At 67.4% G+C, this 18,922-nt stretch carries 18 protein-coding genes and 3 pseudogenes; 9 read left to right on the top strand and 12 right to left on the bottom strand.

The window, feature by feature from the left end; translation table 11 throughout:
* Positions 1-182: 182 nt before the first annotated feature.
* Positions 183-2,594, bottom strand: a complete 2,412-nt coding sequence (locus ACFY16_RS08415) for a right-handed parallel beta-helix repeat-containing protein (RefSeq protein WP_390646327.1) — start codon at positions 2,592-2,594, stop codon at positions 183-185.
* A gap of 719 nt (positions 2,595-3,313) precedes the next feature.
* On the opposite strand from ACFY16_RS08415, the gene ACFY16_RS08410 reads away from it, so the two are divergent.
* Complete coding sequence (locus ACFY16_RS08410) at positions 3,314-4,495, top strand: mandelate racemase/muconate lactonizing enzyme family protein (RefSeq protein WP_390646326.1); 1,182 nt, start codon at positions 3,314-3,316, stop codon at positions 4,493-4,495.
* A gap of 407 nt (positions 4,496-4,902) precedes the next feature.
* Here the strand turns inward: ACFY16_RS08410 and ACFY16_RS08405 are convergent, their stop codons facing one another.
* Positions 4,903-5,685 carry a FadR/GntR family transcriptional regulator gene (locus tag ACFY16_RS08405; protein ID WP_390646325.1) on the bottom strand — a complete coding sequence of 261 codons (783 nt, stop codon included), beginning with the start codon at positions 5,683-5,685 and terminating at the stop codon, positions 4,903-4,905.
* A gap of 182 nt (positions 5,686-5,867) precedes the next feature.
* Here ACFY16_RS08405 and ACFY16_RS08400 point away from each other — a divergent pair.
* Positions 5,868-6,020: pseudogene (locus tag ACFY16_RS08400) on the top strand (ATP-binding protein); the annotation flags it as partial.
* A gap of 273 nt (positions 6,021-6,293) precedes the next feature.
* Here ACFY16_RS08400 and ACFY16_RS08395 read toward each other — a convergent pair.
* On the bottom strand, positions 6,294-7,226 hold the full coding sequence (locus ACFY16_RS08395) for a helix-turn-helix domain-containing protein (protein WP_390646324.1): 933 nt from the start codon (positions 7,224-7,226) through the stop codon (positions 6,294-6,296).
* A 69-nt stretch (positions 7,227-7,295) separates the two neighbouring features.
* Between ACFY16_RS08395 and ACFY16_RS08390 the strand changes: the two genes are divergently transcribed.
* Positions 7,296-7,994 carry a class I SAM-dependent methyltransferase gene (locus tag ACFY16_RS08390; protein ID WP_390646323.1) on the top strand — a complete coding sequence of 233 codons (699 nt, stop codon included), beginning with the start codon at positions 7,296-7,298 and terminating at the stop codon, positions 7,992-7,994.
* Positions 7,995-8,233: 239 nt separating this feature from the next.
* On the opposite strand, the gene ACFY16_RS08385 is transcribed toward ACFY16_RS08390, so the two are convergent.
* The 4 genes from ACFY16_RS08385 to ACFY16_RS08370 all read right to left on the bottom strand — a co-directional run bounded on the left by ACFY16_RS08385 (position 8,234) and on the right by ACFY16_RS08370 (position 10,550).
* Entirely contained in the window at positions 8,234-8,647 is a 414-nt protein-coding gene (locus ACFY16_RS08385) for a PIN domain-containing protein (RefSeq protein ID WP_390646322.1), read from the bottom strand.
* Complete coding sequence (locus tag ACFY16_RS08380; protein WP_390646321.1) at positions 8,644-8,907, bottom strand: CopG family transcriptional regulator; 264 nt, start codon at positions 8,905-8,907, stop codon at positions 8,644-8,646. The genes ACFY16_RS08385 and ACFY16_RS08380 overlap by 4 nt, the downstream gene beginning before the upstream one ends.
* 196 nt (positions 8,908-9,103) lie before the next feature.
* Entirely contained in the window at positions 9,104-9,619 is a 516-nt protein-coding gene (locus tag ACFY16_RS08375) for a hypothetical protein (RefSeq protein ID WP_390646320.1), read from the bottom strand.
* Positions 9,585-10,550: a transposase gene (locus ACFY16_RS08370; protein WP_390646319.1), complete on the bottom strand. Its 966-nt coding sequence runs from the start codon at positions 10,548-10,550 to the stop codon at positions 9,585-9,587. Before ACFY16_RS08370 ends, ACFY16_RS08375 begins: the two co-directional genes overlap by 35 nt.
* Positions 10,551-10,963: 413 nt before the next feature.
* On the opposite strand from ACFY16_RS08370, the gene ACFY16_RS08365 reads away from it, so the two are divergent.
* Together ACFY16_RS08365 and ACFY16_RS08360 are read left to right on the top strand one after the other, a co-directional pair.
* Positions 10,964-11,284: a hypothetical protein gene (locus tag ACFY16_RS08365; RefSeq protein WP_390646318.1), complete on the top strand. Its 321-nt coding sequence runs from the start codon at positions 10,964-10,966 to the stop codon at positions 11,282-11,284.
* A gap of 4 nt (positions 11,285-11,288) precedes the next feature.
* Positions 11,289-11,609 (top strand): hypothetical protein, encoded by a 321-nt coding sequence (locus ACFY16_RS08360; RefSeq protein ID WP_390646317.1) that lies wholly within the window; start codon positions 11,289-11,291, stop codon positions 11,607-11,609.
* Between the two features lie 420 nt (positions 11,610-12,029).
* Here the strand turns inward: ACFY16_RS08360 and ACFY16_RS08355 are convergent, their stop codons facing one another.
* The 3 genes and pseudogenes from ACFY16_RS08355 to ACFY16_RS08345 form a co-directional block, all read right to left on the bottom strand.
* Positions 12,030-12,266, bottom strand: a complete 237-nt coding sequence (locus ACFY16_RS08355; protein WP_390646316.1) for an integrase core domain-containing protein — start codon at positions 12,264-12,266, stop codon at positions 12,030-12,032.
* A 3-nt stretch (positions 12,267-12,269) separates the two neighbouring features.
* A pseudogene (locus ACFY16_RS08350) lies at positions 12,270-12,923 on the bottom strand (IS3 family transposase); the annotation flags it as partial.
* A 14-nt stretch (positions 12,924-12,937) separates the two neighbouring features.
* Entirely contained in the window at positions 12,938-13,243 is a 306-nt protein-coding gene (locus ACFY16_RS08345; RefSeq protein ID WP_390646315.1) for a transposase, read from the bottom strand.
* Between the two features lie 341 nt (positions 13,244-13,584).
* Here ACFY16_RS08345 and ACFY16_RS08340 point away from each other — a divergent pair, with 341 nt between their 5' ends.
* Positions 13,585-13,818 (top strand): hypothetical protein, encoded by a 234-nt coding sequence (locus ACFY16_RS08340; protein WP_390646314.1) that lies wholly within the window; start codon positions 13,585-13,587, stop codon positions 13,816-13,818.
* 225 nt (positions 13,819-14,043) lie between these two features.
* Here the strand turns inward: ACFY16_RS08340 and ACFY16_RS08335 are convergent, their stop codons facing one another.
* Together ACFY16_RS08335 and ACFY16_RS08330 are read right to left on the bottom strand one after the other, a co-directional pair.
* A complete protein-coding gene (locus tag ACFY16_RS08335; protein WP_390646313.1) occupies positions 14,044-14,502 on the bottom strand; it encodes a hypothetical protein in 459 nt (152 codons plus the stop codon).
* Between the two features lie 564 nt (positions 14,503-15,066).
* Positions 15,067-16,011, bottom strand: a complete 945-nt coding sequence (locus tag ACFY16_RS08330) for an AAA family ATPase (RefSeq protein ID WP_390646687.1) — start codon at positions 16,009-16,011, stop codon at positions 15,067-15,069.
* Positions 16,012-16,025: 14 nt separating this feature from the next.
* Between ACFY16_RS08330 and ACFY16_RS08325 the strand changes: the two are divergent.
* From ACFY16_RS08325 to ACFY16_RS08315, 3 genes and pseudogenes are all read left to right on the top strand, one after another.
* Positions 16,026-17,325: pseudogene (locus tag ACFY16_RS08325) on the top strand (replication initiator).
* The gene (locus ACFY16_RS08320; RefSeq protein ID WP_390646312.1) at positions 17,315-17,527 is read left to right on the top strand and encodes a helix-turn-helix transcriptional regulator; all 213 of its coding nucleotides are present in this window, start codon (positions 17,315-17,317) and stop codon (positions 17,525-17,527) included. The pseudogene ACFY16_RS08325 and the gene ACFY16_RS08320 overlap by 11 nt, the downstream one beginning before the upstream one ends.
* Positions 17,524-18,912 (top strand): tyrosine-type recombinase/integrase, encoded by a 1,389-nt coding sequence (locus ACFY16_RS08315; RefSeq protein ID WP_390646311.1) that lies wholly within the window; start codon positions 17,524-17,526, stop codon positions 18,910-18,912. Before ACFY16_RS08320 ends, ACFY16_RS08315 begins: the two co-directional genes overlap by 4 nt.
* Positions 18,913-18,922: the final 10 nt, after the last annotated feature.

Raw genomic sequence — 18,922 nt, 5'->3', positions numbered from 1 at the left:
TCTGTCGGCATCCGCCCTGGTCAGCGCGCCAGACCCCGGCCGGACGGTCGACGACAGGTCACGCTTGGTGCTCCGGTCCTCTCATGCGCCCGCCGCCAGAGTCCGTGAACCTGAACCGTCAGTCTGTCGGCGCGCTCCGGAACACCTCGCCGCGCCTGTCGTCGACCCACCGTGAGCGGCACCTACGGCGCCGTCACGGCCGTGACGGCGCCGGAGTCGAACTGGTTGATCGCTGACTGGGCGGCGTCGTGGGAGGTGGAGAAGATGCCCGCGTCCTGCTTCGCTGCGGCCGAGGCCAACGTCACGGGCTGACCGATCGGGACATAGTTGGCACCGTCGTAGGAGTACGAGGCGTTGAACGAGGTGCCCGATCGGGTGAGCTTCACCCAGATGGGACGGTAGATGTCGACGTTGGCGCGGGCGTCGGTGTCCAGGTACCCGTCGCCGTTGGCGTCCCACTCGAACACGACGCCGTTGCGGGCGGTGACCGCGACGACGGCATACCCGGCCGACCCTCCCGCCTTGGTCATGTCGTTGCGGACCATGACCCCGGACTTGGCCCAGGCGTTGGCGTCGTTGACCGACACGACCCGGGTGGACACGCTCGAGTCGGCGTTGAACGAGCCGGCCCGGTAGATCGAGCCGAACTGGTCGTCGTGTTGGCCGCCGGCGCCCCACACGTCGGCGCCGGCCGCCGCGATCCCGAATCCATCGCCGCTCTGGCCGAAGTACGAGCTGACGGCCGAACCTTTGGCGGTGGCGAGGCCGGCTGCGACCGGTGCGTCAACCGCGCATCCGCTGAAGCCGAACTGGTTCGCGTTGAGCGACGTCCGGTACTGCGGCGCGACACCCGCCTGGCAGATCACGTCTCGGGCGCCCGCGGGCCAGTCGGCACCGGCGACCTTCACGTTGTTGATCAGCTTGTTGTTGTGCGCGGCGGCGTTCGGCGCCTGCTCTCCGCCCGAGGTGTACCAGTTGTTCTGGATGACGTTGTCGCTGGTGTTGTTGCGGAGGCTGTACGCGTTGGTGAAGAGGAAGGAACCGCCCTGGACCACGTTGTTCTCATACGTCATCGAGCGCGAGCCCTCGTCGAGGTAGAGGCCGACTCCTGAGATGTTGAACAGGTAGTTCTTGGCGACCACGGTTCCCGGGCTGGCGGAGAGGTTGTAGACCGATCCGCCGTCGGCGAAGCGTGCCTTCGTGTTGTGCACGAGGTTGCCCTCGACGCGGTTGTCCTTGAGCGTGGTCGGCGTCGTGTAGAGCGTGTTCCACTTGTAGTAGCCGCGGTCGACGTAGTCGTTCGACCCCCCGGCGTCGTTGATGCCCCAACCGTAGCCGGTGTCGATGCCGTCGTAGGGGACGTTGGAGACCTCGTTGTGCAGGATGCGGGCATTGGTGACGTAGGTGCTGAGGATGCCGCTGTTGTCCTTGTAGTCCACCCCCACGCGATCGATCGTGTTGTTGGCGATCAGGATGTTCTGGTTGGTCATCCTCGGGTCGCTCGGGTGGTGCGCGTCAGGCAGTACGCCGCCGACCGCGACGCCGTGCCCACTGTTCTCCATGAACCGGTTGCCGACCACGTCGATGTCGCTGGCGCCCAGCCCGACGCCGGTCGTCGTGGCGTTGGCGTCGTTTCCGACGCCCAGCGCCGACTGGCCGAGGTTGGTGAACGTGTTGCCGGTGAACGAGATGCGGCCGGCGGCGGAGACCTGCACGGCGGCGGGCTCCTGGTACCAGCTGGTGCGCGCTCGTTCGAACATCTCGCAGCCGCGCGAGCAGCTGGTGAAGGCATCGGCGGGGCGGTAGTCGTAGGTGCCCTTGATGAAGAGGCCGTTCTGCTGGTCCGCATACCCGTCGGTCGAGGGACCGAGCCAGGAGGTTCCGGAGAACTGGATGCCCTCGAAGGCAAGACCGGTCACCGGCTTGTCGTACGTCCCGCCGATGCTGATCAGCGTCTCCAGGCGGGGCAGCTCGATGTCGAGCTGGTTGGGGTCGACCCCGTTCGCCGGCTTGTAATAGAGCTTTCCGGCGCCCGGATCTATGTACCACTGGCCGACCTGGGTGAGGAAGCTCAGTGAGTTGTCGAGGTACCAGCTCGGACCGGCCAGGAACGAGTTCTGGACGGTGTCCCAGCCCCACGTGTTGTTGTCCCACGCCGGCTGCGCCATCGTGATCTCGGTGGCACTGATGCTCTGAACCGGCGAGTAGCGGTTCGTGAAGTCGCCGAGGGACTCGAACTCGATGCGTCCCTGGTCGGGGAGCGTGGCGAGGTAGCTCAGGGCCGGGTTCTTGATGGTGAGACCAGTTGCGGTGGGAGTGACGTCCGCGTTGGCCAGGCGGATGGCGGCGCGAGGGGCGATCACGCCGTTCACGTAGAGCTGGCGGGTGTCGAGGCCGCTGGGGGTATCCGCCTCCCAGATGCCTGACCCCGCCTCGGACTTGGACCAGCCGGTGACCTTCGAGGCGCCTGTGATGACGGGGTGAGCGTCCGGGGCGGCGGTCCAGTGGATGGTGTGGTCGCCGCCGTCATTGCCGGGTCCGAACCGGAGTGGCTCGGAAAGGCGGTAGGTGCCGTCGGCGAGTTGAACGGTCACGTCACCTTGCTTTGCGGCCGGGTCGACAACGTGCTGAGCCCGCTCGAGCGAGCACGGCTGCGACTGGCTGCAGTGTCCGGAGTCCTTGCCGTCCGGCGCTGCGAAGTACACCGTCCGAGGCGCGGCCTGCGCCTGGAGGGGAATGAGCGCTGATGCGATGACGGCGCAGGCACCGAGGGCCGCAAGGGTGCCCGCCCTGCGTCTCCATCGTCTGCTCACCGAGCGTGTCGAGTCTGACGTCAATGTCATGTTCGATCGCTTCCTGTGTGGGGGGCACCGATGCCCCGCCACAGAGTTAGCATACGTATGATGTTTGTAACAAGAGTCATGTGATGTCTGGCTCGGGCCCTGGGAGGCCTGGGAGGGCCGGCTTGTCCGGTCGGGTGCGGGACGAGCCCTGTGGAGTGCAGCTCCTCCCGGCGACTGCGGGATCACCGCCCGATACCGCGCGACATTGCTTCGCACGTGCTCCTGGGTGCGCATCCCTGTCACCCAGCTGTACTCGAGCGTGCCGCCCTCGCGGGCCCGGCCGTGGGCCAGGTGGGCGCGGGCGGCGCCTTCGTCGCCGACCGAGGGCGACGATCCAGTATCAAAGTGACATGCGTGACAGACATCATACGTATGTCCTATAGTCCTGGCGCAATGATTCCTGGTCGCGGGCATGACAGCGGGAGGAACCAAGGAATGACCGCTCGCGCATACAGGGAGAACCACTGCCGATGAAGATCACCGGATACCGCAGCCTGAGCACCGTTCACGACTGGGGCAGAATCACCGGGGACGTCAACGGTGTCCAGCCCGGCCGCGCCACGCCGGTCCCCGTCCTCATCATCGAGACCGACACCGGAATCGAGGGAGTCGGCCTCGGGGCCCACGCCGACATCGCCCGTGTCTTCCCCGCGATCGAAGACGATGATCCGCGGTCAGTCGTGGCGCTCTACGACCGAATGCTCGACTGGGTGTTCAAGGCCGGTCACTCAGGATCCACCTTCGGCACCATCGGGGCCATCGACATGGCCCTCTGGGACATCAAGGCCAAGGCCGCTGACGAGCCGCTCTGGCGGACCCTCGGGGCCCGCGAGCGCTTCGTCCCTGGGTATGCGTCCGGTCTCGAGTACGGCCTGACCGAGGACGAACTCGCCGACCTCTATGGTCGGTTCGCGGACCGCGGGTTCAAGGCCGGCAAGCTCAAAGGCGGACGCGACCTCGACCGCGACCTGCCCCGGCTGGAGATCATGCGCGACATTCTCAGCCGCAACTCCCGCCGACCGGCGCTCATGTTCGACGCCAACGAGTCGTGGAACCACGCCCAGGCGGCCCGGTACGTCGCGGCCATCGAGGAGCGCATGGACCTCACCTGGGTGGAGGAACCGCTGCGCCGGTGGGATGCGGCCGGAATGGCCGCGCTGCGCGGGAAGGTGCGCGCGGCGATCGCAAGCGGCGAGAACCTGACCGGGCTGGAGCAGTACCGCCCCCTGCTGGACGCCAACGCGGTCGACATCGTGCAAGTCGGCAACGTGTGGGGGATCACCCACTTCCTCCGCGTTGCGACGCTCGCGCACGCCCACGATCTGCCGGTGAGTCCCGTCGCGTACAACGCGAACCCGGTGGCGCATGCCGCCGCCGCCGTGCCGAACCTTCTGACCTGCGAAGTCCAGGATCTTCTCTTTCCCGTCGGTCTCGACGTCGACCAGCAGTTCGACGACGGAGGCATCGTCCTGGGCGATCGCCCAGGCATCGGGATCGTGGTCGACGAGTCCCAGATGTCACCGGCCGGCGCTGCGACGCCCCGGCCCGCGGCGACCGGACCGCACATTCGGCCCCAACGCGCTGCCCTGCGGCTGGTGGCCGAGCCGGACGTGATCGATGACCCGTTGCACCGCGGAGGCCGGCCCTCGTGACCCGTCGACCTGAGCGCAGGGCCTTCGTCGTGGGACGCTCGGCCACACGGCACGGTGCAGCGCCAGGTACTCCTCGCGCTTCTCGGGCCGCACACAGAGCCGGGGCAGGACAGGAGCACGTGGGCGTCGCGGCTGCGGGAGCTCGCGCGTCAACCGAACGTCGTCGCGAAGGTCTCGGGACCCACGTCGGGCCTCGCCCCCCGGATCATGGCGTGCAGCCGATCTCGCCGCCCCGGTAACGATCGCCCTGGGATCCTTCTGCCCTGAGCGTCCGTTCTACGGTTCCGGCTGGCCGTCGGCTGAGCTCGGCGGGGGAGCGGCGGCCTGGAAGTCCGTTCTGGAAGCCCTGCTCGACGGGCTTTCCGCCTCGGAACGCGCGCGTGATTCGGCGGCAACGCTGCCGACGTCTACTCGCTCTCCTTGTCGAGCGCTCGGCCGCGCGCCAGTGGCGCGTGGTCGGGCAGCCGGCGACGCTCCCACGAGACGTGGATGTGATCATGCATCGCCTTCTGGGCCGCGGCGACGTCCTTCCTTGAGATGGCATCGACGATCGCCGCGTGTTCCTTCAGCGTCAGTGCGAGCGCATCAGGCGGGTCGATGCCCTGGTAGCGGCTGGAGTCCACGGCTCGCTTGTACAGGTGCTTGGCGATGTTCTCCGCCAGCCGGTTGCCGGAGATCTCCATGAGCGCGTAGTGGAACACCACATCCGCCTGCCGGAAGGAGTCCGTCTCGGACTCGCTCTCACGCATCGCGGTCAACGCGTTCTCCAGCCTCCTCAACTCATCTGCGCTGCGGGAACCGGCAACCGCGCCCGCCATCGCCGACTCGAGGCTCGCCCGCACGATCGTCAGCTCGTCAAGGACACCGAGCGTCTCATCGTTGTCGATCAACGCGGACAGCACCACCGGATCGAGCATGTTCCAGTAGCCCGGCGCCCGCACCTGAGTGCCGCGACCCTGGGAAACGATCACCAGGCCCTTCTCCTCGAGCCGCTTCACCGATTCACGCAGCACCGTGCGACTCACGCCGAAGTGTTCGCTCAGCGGACCCTCCGGGGGCAGCAACTCGCCTTCCTTCAACTGGCCCGTCACGATGAGGTCGACGAGCTCGGAAACGACTGCAACACCCAAGCGGCCGGCAGGCAGACGTCGCGGGAACAGACGGGTTGCGGGTTGCGGCTCGGTTGCCATACGTATGACCTTATCGCTCAATCAATCCGCGGTCGAAGAGGTTCCTGCACGTCCCGTCTCCGGGAAGAAGCGGACCGATTCCGGCGAGCGTCACGACCGGCGAGGGCTGAAGGCGCGCAGAGCGACCGCCCGGTGCCCGGCTGTAACCGGCGGGATCCACGCTTCCGACGGGTTCACGCACCCGTGAATACGACGCATTGGCTCGGGACGTACTCGCGGTGCCCGGTGCCGGGCCGGACACCCCGATGGTCGCGGTGTCCCGCAGCGGTGTCGTCGGCAGTCTGCCGCTTGCGGCCCACTGGGGACCTGAAGATCTGGTCCGCGCCTGGCAGTAGCGGAGAGACGGTGAGGAATGGGGTACGCGGCTCAGGATGCTCAGCGCCGGTAGGCCTCCACCCAGGCCCACCCCTCAGGCGCGGGTTCGGGCAGCGGTAGGTCGAGGAGGCCGATCGCCTGACGGTGCCGACCAGTCATCGAGGACCGCCTCGCCCTCCCGTTCGACACAGCCGTGCTCGGCGTCACCGTGACCGTCAGCGCCGTCCAGCTCCGGTCCGGCAGCGGCATCGTCGCCCTGTGCGGACGCCCAACTGGCACGGGTCATGGGCTGCTCAGCCTCTCGGCCTGCTTCCGGGATCGGCGCCGGCTCGCCGCCACTGCAGGGGGCTCGATCCGTGCACCTTGCCGAAGGTGCGGGCGAAGTAGCCAGGGTCTGGGAAGCCCACTTGCCTGCCTATCTCGCTGATCGGCAGATCGGTCGCGGCCAGCAGGCGCCGGGCCTGTACCATCCGGCGCTCGGTGATCCACTCCTGCACGGTACGCCCGGTCCGTCGGCGTACCGTCGAGGTGAGGTGGCCAGGGGAGATGCTGACTGCGGCGGCCACGTCGCGCAGTGACAGCGGTTGTGGGTAGCGCTGCTCGATGACCTCGAACACCTCGGCGAGCAGTGGTTCCCGGTTCGCGCGCAAGTCGCCCACGACATCGGCGGCGAGCCGGGACACTCCGACCAGCAGCAGTGTCAGGTGGGCCAGAGCGGCCTCCCGGTAGCTGTCCTGGCGCTGCGCCAGTTCGTCGTGCAGGGCCTGGATCCGGACGGTCCACTCGGGCCGGTCCGGTTCGGGCACCCGCAGCCGCAAGGCGCCGGTCGCTCCGCCGCGGACGAACGGGAACAGCAGCGGGTGCGTGCGCCAGGCCAGGTGGGCGCCGGGGACGTCCGGGCCGAGCGCGTCGGCGGTGAAGAACACGCCCCAGCCATGGGCGTGGGCCAGATCGCGGGGGTGGATATGGCCCATCACGTCGCCCGGCGCGATGACGTACAAGTCGCCGGCCTCGATCGGCCAGGCCCGCCGACCGGTGCGCAGCAGCCCGCCGGCGGACTGGAAGTACGCCAGGCCAGGGAAGTCGTGCGCATGCTCCTCGAAGGTTCCGGGGCTCTCCCAGCCTTGCTCCAGCCGCCAGATCGCCACGGGCAGCTCGCCGGGTGCCGGCAGCATCGAGTAGGTCGCCGGCCGGTCCCGGCCGGGCGCCTTCCGCACTGTCCTCACCGTCGGATCGTCCCATCGAAGCCGCGGATCGTACAGGTATGCAGCTTCAGGAGCGGTCAGCATGATGGCATGACCGAAAAACTGTCTCAGTCGCATGCCGAACGGGAGTACATCCCGGGCTTGGGCAAGAACTTCCTGACGCCGCTGTACGACGTGGCACACCACGTGTTCGGGCTGCGGCCGATCCACCAAACGATGATCAGGCTGGCCGAGTTGCGCGACGGGCACCGGGTGCTGGACGTCGGCTGCGGCACCGGGAACCTGCTGCGGACGACCGGTCAGCAGCACAGGAACGTGGACCTCGTCGGACTGGACCCCGACCCGAAGGCGCTGGCCCGCGCCGAACGCAAGGCCCGGCGGGTCGGCCTCACCGTACGGCTGGACCGCGGGTTCGCCCAGGAACTGCCCTATCGCGAAGGCTCGTTCGACAGGGTCTTCTCCAGTCTGATGCTGCACCACCTGGACAGCGCGTCGAGGGAAGCCCTGCTTGCCGAAGTGCGCCGGGTGCTGCGGCCCGACGGGCTGCTGGTCCTGGCCGACCCGGTGTTCGACGAGCACGGGCATGACCACGGGCACGGCCGAGGACGCCGGCAGGCCGGGATGCGCGGCCGGATGGGCGAACAGATGCGCGGCAATGTCGGCGACGCCGTGTCGCGGCGGATCGCCGCAGCCGGCTTCACCGTGGAGCCGACTCGCACCATGGCACTGCGGATCGGCGGACGAGTCGGCATCGAACTGGCCCACCCGAGCGGGTCAGGCCGGAAATAGCCCCTGTCAGACGGCCTGGTGCCGAGCACGGCCGGCACCAGGCAAGGCGAAGGCGTCCGCAGACGCCCGTCAACAGGACCAGCCACCCGGGGCGGCGCGGGCCGCTGTCGGCGTGGGCGAGTTGGAAATGGGTGGTGATCCGCTGGATTACGAGGGACTTCCTGCGTGCTACTTCCTGGCCCTTGTCCCGCTGTTGCTCGTCGACGGTTGAAGCCACGCGACAAGGCGGCAGTGTGTCGTCAGATCTTGATGATGGTGACGCGTCCGCCGCACAGCGACGTGAGGTCCTCCGGATCGGAGGTAAGAACCGTGACCGGTCCGGGTGAGGCGAGGGCGGTGGCGCTGAGCATGGCGTCGATGGCGTACTTGTGGCCGTGCAGGCCGGCGTCGGCGAGGAGGGCAGCGGCCTGGCGGGCGATGGGCTCGCTGATCGGCTCGACGACGAGGCGGGACAGGGTCCACTCCAGGGCCGGGCGGTTGATCCGAGGGTGGACCACCTCGACAAGGGTGGCAGCGGAGGTGATCACTCGCAGGTCGTCGGTGCGGGCGAGGGCGAGCCAGCCGGTGACCGCGCGGTCGCGCAGTACGGCCTTGGCCAGTCCGTCGCTGTCGAGGACCAGGGTGCCGCCGGGGGTGGCGGGGGACCGGGTCACGCGGCGTTCGCCCCACCCTGGGTCTGCTGTCGGCGGGCCTGGTGGAGTTGGTCGCGCAGGGCTCCGATCTCCTCGTCGGTGATGGGCCCGTGTTCGGCTTCGGCGACGGTGATGAGTTCGTTGAGGTTGTCGCGTTCGATCTGGCGGGCGACGGCGGCGGCGACGTAGGCAGACAGTCCGGAGGGGCCACTGCGTGCTTTGGCGGCCTCGGCGATGTCGCGCGGCATAGTGATCGAGTACTTGCCGGTAGGCTCACTCATGCTACCTATCCTACCTCCAATCCCCCGTTACCGGCTGGCGGCGAAGACCGGGACGAGGCTGCCGACGCGCTCACGTCGATCGATCACCTGGCGATGCTGTGGGACAGCCGCTGCTCGGTGTACGACCGTGATCCATATCGAAACCCCGACGGTCGTACACCGTCCTGTCGGCGTCGACACGTTCTGAACTTGGCATTTAACCTCGCTGGGCTTGGTGTTCCTTGATCGATTCGGCGCGTTTGACGGTCTTGCCGACGTCGTGGCGCCTGGCTCGTTGTTTGTTTTTCGAGCCGGGAGGCCGTCCGGGGCCTGGTCGGGACGGTTTCGGCGCGCTTGCCGGGCGGGCTGCTGTCGCGCGGACGTTGCGAAACCCCCGGCGGACCCGGGCGGGGGTGAGGCGGCGGGGTTCTGCGGGCCGTTCCCAGGGGCGGCGGAGGTCCTCGGCGAGGGGCCGGGCGAGGCGGAGCTGGGTGTGGGCGGCGATGATCAGCCAGGTCCACAGGTCGGCCGTGTCGGGGTTCCTGACCTTCGGGGCGGTCCAGCCCAGGGTCTGTTTCATCAGCCGGAAGGTGTGCTCCAGGTCGAAGCGGCGGAGGAAGGACTGCCACCAGCGGTCCACGTCCGCCGGTGCAGCGGCGGTGGCCGAGCACCACAGCCAGACCGGTTTCGGGTCATGGTCACCGGGCAGGCGCTCGACCTTCAGGCGGATCAACGTGCCATGCAGGATGGGGAGTTCTTCCTTGGCGTGCTCCAGCCAGGGGCCGCGGTGAGTGAGCCGGGGGTGCATCCGGTCCCAGGCCGTCGCGGTGGCTGTGCCGTAGCGGGTGGTGTCCGTGGCGGTCGTGACGTCGGGTTCGTGCCAGCTGTCGGGCTTCTTGAACGTGAGGACGCCGCCATGCCGGCGGGGGCGCCCGCCCCGGGGACCCGACCGCGCGGGGCCGGGGTCGCGGAGCATGACCCGGTTCCGAGCGCAGGCGCCCGACCAGTACGACGGGCAGGTTGGCGAGAGCGTGGGTCAGGTAGGCGACGTCGTAGCCGGGGTCCATCACAATCAGCATGTCCGGATCGCCCGGTCTCCAGTGGCCTGCACTCGTCAACCTCCTGACAACATCGTGGAGTTGGACGGCCGTGACGGTCGTCGCGTCGTCGGCCGGGCCCAGGCGGACCGCGTCCAGGAGAGCGACCCAGGAGGTGCGGCCGGACTCCAGGGCCGCGACGAAGGAGTAGGGCCAGCCGGGCACCAACTGGTCCGAGTTGCGGTCGCCGCGTCCATAGACATGGCAGAAGAGCCGGTCGCCGCTGGTGGGAGCGTCGGGTCGCAGCCAGTGCGACACGTCCACGGCGAGCACGATCCGCCCGTCGGCCGCCTTCGGCAGCGGCAGGCCCGCCAGCGTGCGGCGCAACCGTGTCGGCTCCAGCCATCCACGGTCCAGGGCCGCGTACAGCGCGCCGTGTCCGCGCCGGTGCTCGACTGCCAAGGAGAGCTCGACCAGGGTTTTCACCGGCCCGTCCGTGCACAGCACCGCATCGGTGAGCTCGAAGAGCGCGTCCGCCCGCTTGTAGAGACACTCGTAGAACTCGACCCGAAAGCGGGACAACAGACCCAACGCCTCGATTCCGGGCACACCGACAGGCAGACTCATGGGCAGCGGCCGTTCTCTCGTGCTTTGTGACTCGTCATCTCGAAGCGTGGAGAACCGCCGTCTCCGCTGTCCCGTGAAGAACCGCAGGTCAGCAGGACGAGTGACCCGCGAGGTTAAACGCCAAGCTGAAGTGCCGTAACTCTTCCAGCTCACGCGACGGCCGGTACCACGGTGCAGGGTGTGCAGGGTGAGGCGCAGAGAACCCCCAAGGTCGGGTCGTCATCGAGTACGTCTTCGCGGAAGTGGCTGCGCGCCCCGGTGCGCCGGCCGGAGGCGAACCCACTGCGCCCGGTCGCCCTCGCGACCGTGCTGGTCGCTTCCGCGGAGCTCCTAGCCAGGATCGACCGCTTCGATGGGAGGTACCCGACCCCGTACGCGGCGGTCGCTGCCCTTCCCGAGGAAACGGACCACTGATGCCGAATGAGCCGACCGACGAGCGCGACGCTGCCTCGTGGTCGCCTCTCGACAGTGAAGGCTGGTATGCGGCTCGAAACGCAACCACCGCATTGCGGGACGCCCTCGTGCGAGCGGGTCTGGAGAAGGACTTTCCGTACCTGCGCGCGGACTTGAACGCCTTCGGGCACGGCCTCGTCGAGCTGGGCCGGGTGTCCCCCAACACGGCCGAGCGCCTCGCGGAACTTCTGCGCCTGGCTCTGGCGAGTGGATTCGACCGAGACCGTGAGGGCGTCGAACACGCGCCAACGACCGCCGAAGAAAACAAGGGAAGGATCTGACGCCATGACCGACCGGCGAGGAGTGGTGGCCAAACGAGCGGAGGACTTGGTATCCGGCGTGCCCTACGTCCGCGGCTGGAACCGCGCACGACGAAGCGCCGGCGCCCTGGCCGACCAGCTGGTGTTGCTTGGCCTGGACTCCGACTTCCCCGGTCTGTTGGCGGACGTGAACGTGTTCGGGGACGGGTTCGTGCACCTCGGGACCATTGGCTCTGAAGCAGCCGAGTTGATGGCGAACCTGATCGCGGCAGGACTTGAGGCGGAGCAGCATGACGCAGCGACTGAAGCGTCATCGCCCATGAGGCGGGAAGCGTCGGCTGCCTGAACCGCTCCTCATACGCTGGCTGGTCGAGGTTCGAGCCAGCTCCCTCGAACAGCCAGCCTGGCCCCGTGTGACACCGTCCCCCGCGCTGTGGCACGGGGCACATTGCTGTCGCGGCGCATGTGGTGCGGCTAGCCTGCCGCTCGGCCGGGACCGGCGCCCCAGCGCCGCAGCCCGGACGAAGCGGCAGGCCAACGGGTGACATCAGCTTGGGAAGCTGAGGTGATCTGGGGCTCGCTGCGGGTCTGACCTGCAGCGAAACGGTGTCGGCTCTTGGTGGCCGTCGTCTTGGTTCCCTCTTGTTCCCCGTGGTTCCCCGCACGATCTGGCACGCGTCTGGCACGACCTCTTCGTCCCGAACTCTCGGCTGGGGGGTCATTGAGGTCCGGTTGAAGTTCCACCCTGGGCTTGGACAGCGGGTGTTTATGCTGCGGGAGTGAGGTCTTGCGTCGCCAGCGCTCTGGTCTCGAGTGGGGTGACGTAGCCGTACTCGGGGTGCTTGCGCAGGCGGGTGCGGTTGTACTCGACCTCGATGAAACGGAAGACGTCGGCTCGGGCGGCTTCGTGGGACTCCCAGACCGTGGTGCCGATCTCCGCTTTCAGTAGACCGAAAAAGCTTTCGGCAGCGGCGTTATCGTAACATGACCCGGTTCGTCCCATGCTCTACCTCAGGCCCAACTCCTGTATCAGAGAGCGGTATTCACGTGAGGCGTACTCCGAACCGCGGTCCGAGTGCGTGATGCAGCCCTCCTTCAGTCCGCCGCGTGCGGCGGCCATCCGCAGAGCGTCGACGACGAGCTCGGCCCGGTGGTGGTCGGCCATCGCGTACCCGATCACCTCGCGTGTGGCCAGGTCGATGACCGTCGCGAGATACCACCAGCCGGCCAAGGTGGGCAGGTAGGTGATGTCGGACACCAGCTTCGTGCCAGGCTCGGCGGCGGTGAAGTCGCGGCCGACCATGTCCGGCGACGGCGCCGCTTTGGTGTCGGCCTTCGTCAGACTGCGACCCCGACGTCGCGTGATCCCGCGGATGCCGCGCTCCCGCATGATCCGTTCGACCTTCTTCCGGTTGACCGGCCTGCCCCCGCGCCGCAGGACCGCGGTCACCCGCGGGGCACCGTAAGCGCCACGGGATCCGGCGTGGATGTGCCGGATCTCCCCGGCGAGCTCGTCTTCGGCCTCCTGCCGAACCTGGGCAGCCTCCCGGCCCGCACGGTAGGCGTAGTAGGCCGAGCGGCCCACCTTCAGCACCCGGCACAGCAGCGACACGCTGTACCCGCCGGGATTGGCCTCACTCGCCCTCTCCACGTCGATGAACCGGTAGCGCGCGGCTACTTCGTCCTCTGCTGCGCGAAGAAGGCCGTGGCTTTTCCCAGCACCTCGATCGTCTGCTCCTGCTCGCGGACCTTGCGCCGCAGCCTCGCGAGCTCCTCACGTTCCGCCGTCGTGAGCGCACCGGCCGGTCCCTCACCCCGGTCGATCTTCGCCTGCTTCACCCAGCCCCGCAGGCCCTCCGGACTCACGCCGAGATCCCGGGCGACCTCGGTCACCGTCTTGTCCGAGGACAGCGCCAGCGCGACCGCGTCCCGCTTGAACTCGGCCGTGTACCGCTTGCTCGTATTGCTCTTCTTGCTCACTACCTGGAACTGCTTCCTCCGGGACCTGTCGTCCCAGTATCAGGCTGTCCAGGCCGAGGGTGGAACTTCACCGTCCGGCGTCGTTGATGTCAGTCGTAGATGTCAAAGGGCCTTCTGATCCATAGGTCCAGCCGATCCTCTGAAGGGTCGTGCAACAAGTCGGAGACGCTGTGGTCGGGGGCGGCGGCTGCGGGGGAGGGTGGGTCTGGCCGGCATCCGGCAGCACCGAGGCGCATATGGTCTAACGCGTTCGGTCGTCGGCAGCGACTGCGATGGTCCGCGGGTGGGCCTCAAATCCTCTGGGGCCGCCGAGCTGGTGAATCAGTAGACAGAAGGTACTGATGGTGATCGCGCTCGTTCTCTGGCTACTGCTGCCCGTCGCCTGGGCGGCGCTGCCCTGGCTGCCTCCGAACCGGGCGTTCGGTTGCTTCGTGGCAGCGGTGCAACTGATGCTGTCTGTAGCGGCTCTCTCCGTCGGAATGCCGACGGAGAATCTGCCGGCATGGTTCCTCATACCAGGGCTGGTCTCCTCTGTGGCGCGACTGGCGTCTGTGCTGTCGCCGTGGAAAGGATGAGCGACGCCGTCCGGCGATGATCTCGACCGGAGGAAACTGCGAACTGCGACGCCCGCTTCAGGAGAGTGGGGGCGCTGACCTGGAGCTTCGATACCTGCTCAGGTGACCGCGAACTCGACCGCGAGACACCCCCGTTGACCGTGGCTGACCCTTGTATCTGGCACGACTGTGGCACGCGGCGAGCAATTGGCTCGGAACCCGGCCGGCTCCGCCGGTGCTCAGTGATCAACTGCCGTAGCGGCTGCGCAGATCCTCGGTGATTCGCGACATCAGCCCAATCGAGCCCTCCGGGGGCGTCTCCATCAGCGGACGTTCTGTCTGGGGATCGTAGGCAGTCAGCCCGGTTTCCTTCTCGACGGTGGCCGCGAGGGCGGAGACCTGGCCGAGCACGACTGCAGCGTCGTCCCCGGCATGCCAGTAGGGAACAGTGATGCTCACCTCGTCGCTGAAGACGGACAGGTCAATGCCGGTGCGCGAGTGGCTCAGGTCCCGCGACTCCTGCTCGTACTCCGTGATCTCTACTTCGCCCAGCAGGGTCCGAGCCTGCGGCACTATGCGGTCCCACGCTTCAAGGAGGTGGGTGGGGATCGGCTCGCTGTCCTCGGCTGCGTCCTCCATCGCCTCCAGGACCTCACCCCAAGACTGCCCATCGCGTCGGTTCAAGAAGTAGATGTCGTAGCTCACTCCGCGATCGTAGGCATGTGAACACTGCGAAGGCAGGGCTGAGGCTGCTTGCCCGTGCTGGCTCCTTGGTGGCATCAGCTTGGGAAGCTGCGGGCATTTGAGGCCGGCTCGGGGCCTGACCTGGGCGAACGGTCGAATCGTGGCAGCGTCGGACTGGGCGGCTTTCCCCTGGATTCCCCGCTGTTCCCCGATCGATCTGGTGCGCTTGTGGTGCGGTCGGGCAACAGGCCCTCGCGCGTGCCCGAAACTGCGGTGCGGCGGGGGCGTGCTGGCTGGCCTGTCTGTCGAGCAGCTACGCGAGCGCCGGGCCCTCGCCGCTCACCGGGCCGAGGGTGCCGCGGTACGTGGCATGGGTCGCAACCCCAAGGCTGCGCGGGAGGGGCGGCAGCGGCTTCGCGCTGTCGATGACGAACTTCTGAGGCGGGGTGTCCAGGGGGCGTAGCCATCGTGTGAGCCGTCTGAGCCTCAGCCGACGACAGTCAGCCACGACGGCGGGCGTGCCGACCGACCACGCACGCGTGTGCCTCGCTGTACCCTCACCGGTCTCAGCCACGCCAATTGGGATTATGCCGTCCACCAGGGCGATACGTGACAGCCGACCCATGCCGCGAACGCCGAGCACGCTCGACTTCGGCAGCTACATTCATTGAGTCTGCCGAAAAGATCGGCAATATATTCGTCCGATTCGCGACTGTCGTCTAGAAGAGAATCCGTGCGGTCGTATTCATCGTCTGGCTCACGGACCTCTTGCATGGCCGAGTCGATTCGTTCAGAAAGATGGGGAAGTCCAAAATCTATGGCCATTGATTGCAGTCCGTCAAGGTCCAATTCTTCTGCGGAATACATTTGGAGCAACTCGCCCGCAAAATTTTCATAGCGGGCAGCTAGTTGCGTATCCGATGACAAAACAACACCGTCGTCCTCCCACAAGTGACGGGTATAGTAACTCCAATCCTGATCATTCCTTAGAGTGGACTCTAGCCAGCCGTGATAGGCATCGTGAATGCCCTCCAAGAATTCGCCTGACTCATGACTGGCGATTGTCAAGCAGGGGCTTGCCACTTCCGAATGCCAAAGATGGTTGTATAAAATGTTAGCCCGGTCGCTCTTTCGGTAAGATGTCAATTCAAGAAGGAACTGATATTGCGAGCCCAGTTCGCCGAGTCGCTCGTAACTTCTCTTAGCGTCGCGCAGAATGTATTCACGTGTAGTGAGGATGAGCTTCTTGGTTGCACTTCCAGAGAACTTCTCGATGAGGCCCGAAAGCCTCCTGTCCTCGTTCTTTGAAAGGCGCTCAGAAAAGGAGATTTGCCCCAAAAAGTCATCGTAGAAGAATATCTGTTTCGCTTCTCTGTCGAGCGCGGTCCACGCCTCGTTGATGTCGCGAGAGACTTCAATTGGCTCGAATCCCGACGTAATATGCTCTGCCAGGAGCATGTGAGCGAGCGTCGTCTTGCCGATTCCGGGAGGGCCCGATATCAGGCACACGCTATGTTGTTTTAGAAGCATTCGGGCATCTTCGTATGTCGGATGTACGACATACTGTGGCATCGCTTTTTCTATGCACCAATCCGGTTCACCTGGTCGGGACGTCCGCCGTGGTCGACGCCGGTACGGGGGAGGCGCTGTTCTCCTACGGTTCGGACGGCTACGGGGGCAGGCTCCTGATCGCCTGCGGCAATCGTCGGGCGGCCGTCTGCCCGACGTGCTCCCGTATCTACAGGGCGGACACGTATCAGCTCATCCGCGCCGGGCTCGTCGGCGGCAAGAACGTCGGGGGAGAGGTGAGCGGGCACCCTCGGGTGTTCGCCACCCTCACCGCCCCCGGCTTCGGGCCGGTCCACACCAGGCGCAAGCACGCCGGAGGCCTACGCTCCTGCCGGCCTCGCCGTACGGAGGAGAGGTGCCCTCACGGAACGCTGCTCGGTTGCCCTGAGCGGCATGCGGCTGAGGACGCGCGTCTCGGCGAGCCGCTGTGCCCGCGCTACGACTACGCCGGGGCCGTCCTGTGGCAAGCATGCGCCGGTCAGTTGTGGCACCGGTTCGGGCTGGAGCTCCGGCGGGAGGTCGCCCGGCAAGCGGGCGTGACGCGCACCGAACTCCGGGACCTGGCGCGCCTCTCCTACGCGAAAGTGGCGGAGTACCAGCGTCGGGGCCTGGTCCACTTCCACGCCGTGATCCGCCTCGACGGTCCGGACGGCCCGGCTTCATCTCCGCCGGGCTGGGCCACTACCGGCCTTCTCTCGGATGCGGTGCCTGCTGCCGCTGAGCGCGTCTGGATCTCCGCTCCGGGTTCCGATGTGGTCGGCACTCGCGTGCTGCGCTTCGGCGCGCAGGTCGATGTGCGCCCCATCGTGTCCTCTGGGACCGGGGAGCGGCTGACATCGGGAGCGGTCGCCGGTTACGTGGCCAAGTACGCGACCAAGGCGCGGAGTCGGCCGGCGCAGTTGACGGACGGGTTCGTTCGGGGCAATACACCTGGTGCTCCTCCCCGTTCGGGCTCACGTGCTGCGCATGATCGCTACGTGCTGGTGGCTCGGTGGGCTGCCTGCCTTCCCTGAACTCGGGCTGCGGCGCTGGGCGCACATGCTCGGCTATGGCGGCCACTTCTCCAGCAAGTCGCGGCGCTACTTCACCACGCTGACAGCGCTCCGGCAGGCCCGCGCCGACCATCGGGCGGAGGAATAGCAGGCCTCCCCCGGCCTGGCGGGCCGGTCGACGGTCACAGTCGGCGAATGGCGCTATGCCGGGCGCGGTTACTCCCCGGCGGCTGCACTGCTGGCCGCCTCTGTGCGGGACGGAGGCGGTCGCCATGGGGCGTGACGGCCGTGCGAAAGGGGCTGAGCTGCTCACCGTGCGGCAGGTGCTCGACGAACTGGGCGGCATCTCCCGGCGCACCTTCTACCGCTGGCGCGAACTTCGCCTGGCCCCGGCTTGCATCCGTCTTCCGAACGGTGAGCTCCGGGTCCGGCGTGACGTGCTGAACGACTGGTTGGAGGAGCGGGCGGAGGGGGTGGCGTCGTGAAGTCGTACAAGGCTTCCGTCTGGAAGCTGTCGGTCAACAAGACCACCAAGAAGCCGACCTACCTCGTGCGCTGGGTGGTCGACGGACAACCGTTCAGCGAGTCGCACAAGACCAAAGCACTGGCTGACCGCTTCCGGGCCAAGTTGGTGCGGGCTCTCGACAAGGGCGAACCGTTCGACACGGTGACGGGGCTGCCCGACTCCTTGCGTGGTGGGAAAGCGGCGCTGTCCTTCCTCGACCTGACGGTCAAATACGTCGATGCCCGCTGGGGAGAGGCGTCAGCCAAGCATCGGGACAGCATGACTGATGCCTTGGCGACGGTCGTTCCTGTCCTGGTCAAGCCGGGACGGGGGCGGCCCTCTCCGGAGGTGCTGCGTCGGGCGCTGCGCTCGTACGTCCTGCCCGTGCCGCGCAGGGAGCGGGAGCGGCCGGAGGAGATCGCCTCTGCGGTGCGGTGGATCGCAAAGGCATCGCTTCCGGTGGGAGAGCTGCAAGAGATCGCCCGTGTGCATGAGTTGATCGACGGGTTGGGGCGGAGGCTGGATGGCAAGCCTGCGGCGACCCAGACCTACCGGCGTCGGCGAGCGGTCGTCTTCAACGCGCTCGAATACGCGGTGGAGCTGGAGCACCTTACGTCCAACCCGCTGAGCCGGGTACGGCGCAAACGTGGCAAGCGCGCGGTGCAGGAAGTCGACCGCCGGGTAGTGGTCAACCCGCGGCAGGCTCGGGAGCTGCTGACCGCGCTCACGTACGTGGGTGGCTACGACCGGGCGAGTGGCCGACGCCTGCGGGCGTTCTTCGGGTGCCTGTACTACGCGGCCATGCGACCGGGGGAGGCACTCGGCCTGCGGCGCTCCGACTGCACGCTTCCGGCGTCGGGTTGGGGTCGTATCGAGCTGGCGGAGACCCGTCCCACGGCCGGTAAGGCGTGGACTGACTCCGGTGAGGCGCACGACCGGCGTGGGCTCAAGCAGCGGGCCCAGGGCGAGGTGCGCATCGTGCCGATTCCGCCCCCGCTCGTGCGGTTGCTGCGTGACCACCTGGACGAGTTCGGCACGGCGGAGGACGGCCGGCTGTTCTCCAGTGAGCGGGGCAACGTGATCGCGGCCTCCTCGTATTCACGGGCGTGGAAGCAGGCGCGGGAACTGGCCTTCGTCCCGGATCAGGTGTCGTCGGTCCTCGCCTTCCGGCCGTACGACCTCCGTCACGCGGGTGTCTCCCAGTGGCTCAACTCGGGAGTGCCGGCCCCGGAGGTCGCCGCTCGCGCGGGCCATTCGGTGGACGTCCTGCTGAAGATCTACGCCAAGTGCATCGACGGCCAGGAGCAGGAGATGAACGAAAGGATCATGCAAGGGCTGGGGGAGGGGGACGACCGCACGGACTGACACAACCGCA

This window comes from Streptomyces sp. NPDC001315 (assembly GCF_042896175.1).
In the GTDB taxonomy this organism is placed as follows: domain Bacteria; phylum Actinomycetota; class Actinomycetes; order Streptomycetales; family Streptomycetaceae; genus Streptomyces.
This window is presented reverse-complemented; position numbering and strand designations above follow the sequence as displayed.

What these genes read in the sequence shown, in the direction of transcription:
- ACFY16_RS08355 (WP_390646316.1), bottom strand. Translation starts at nt 12,266, where the DNA reads ATGGGACGAACCGGGTCATGTTACGATAACGCCGCTGCCGAAAGCTTT.
- ACFY16_RS08410 (WP_390646326.1), top strand. Translation starts at nt 3,314, where the DNA reads ATGAAGATCACCGGATACCGCAGCCTGAGCACCGTTCACGACTGGGGC.
- ACFY16_RS08390 (WP_390646323.1), top strand. Translation starts at nt 7,296, where the DNA reads ATGACCGAAAAACTGTCTCAGTCGCATGCCGAACGGGAGTACATCCCG.
- ACFY16_RS08320 (WP_390646312.1), top strand. Translation starts at nt 17,315, where the DNA reads ATGGGGCGTGACGGCCGTGCGAAAGGGGCTGAGCTGCTCACCGTGCGG.
- ACFY16_RS08405 (WP_390646325.1), bottom strand. Translation starts at nt 5,685, where the DNA reads ATGGCAACCGAGCCGCAACCCGCAACCCGTCTGTTCCCGCGACGTCTG.
- ACFY16_RS08370 (WP_390646319.1), bottom strand. Translation starts at nt 10,550, where the DNA reads ATGAGTCTGCCTGTCGGTGTGCCCGGAATCGAGGCGTTGGGTCTGTTG.
- ACFY16_RS08330 (WP_390646687.1), bottom strand. Translation starts at nt 16,011, where the DNA reads ATGCTTCTAAAACAACATAGCGTGTGCCTGATATCGGGCCCTCCCGGA.
- ACFY16_RS08360 (WP_390646317.1), top strand. Translation starts at nt 11,289, where the DNA reads ATGACCGACCGGCGAGGAGTGGTGGCCAAACGAGCGGAGGACTTGGTA.
- ACFY16_RS08340 (WP_390646314.1), top strand. Translation starts at nt 13,585, where the DNA reads ATGGTGATCGCGCTCGTTCTCTGGCTACTGCTGCCCGTCGCCTGGGCG.
- ACFY16_RS08380 (WP_390646321.1), bottom strand. Translation starts at nt 8,907, where the DNA reads ATGAGTGAGCCTACCGGCAAGTACTCGATCACTATGCCGCGCGACATC.
- ACFY16_RS08365 (WP_390646318.1), top strand. Translation starts at nt 10,964, where the DNA reads ATGCCGAATGAGCCGACCGACGAGCGCGACGCTGCCTCGTGGTCGCCT.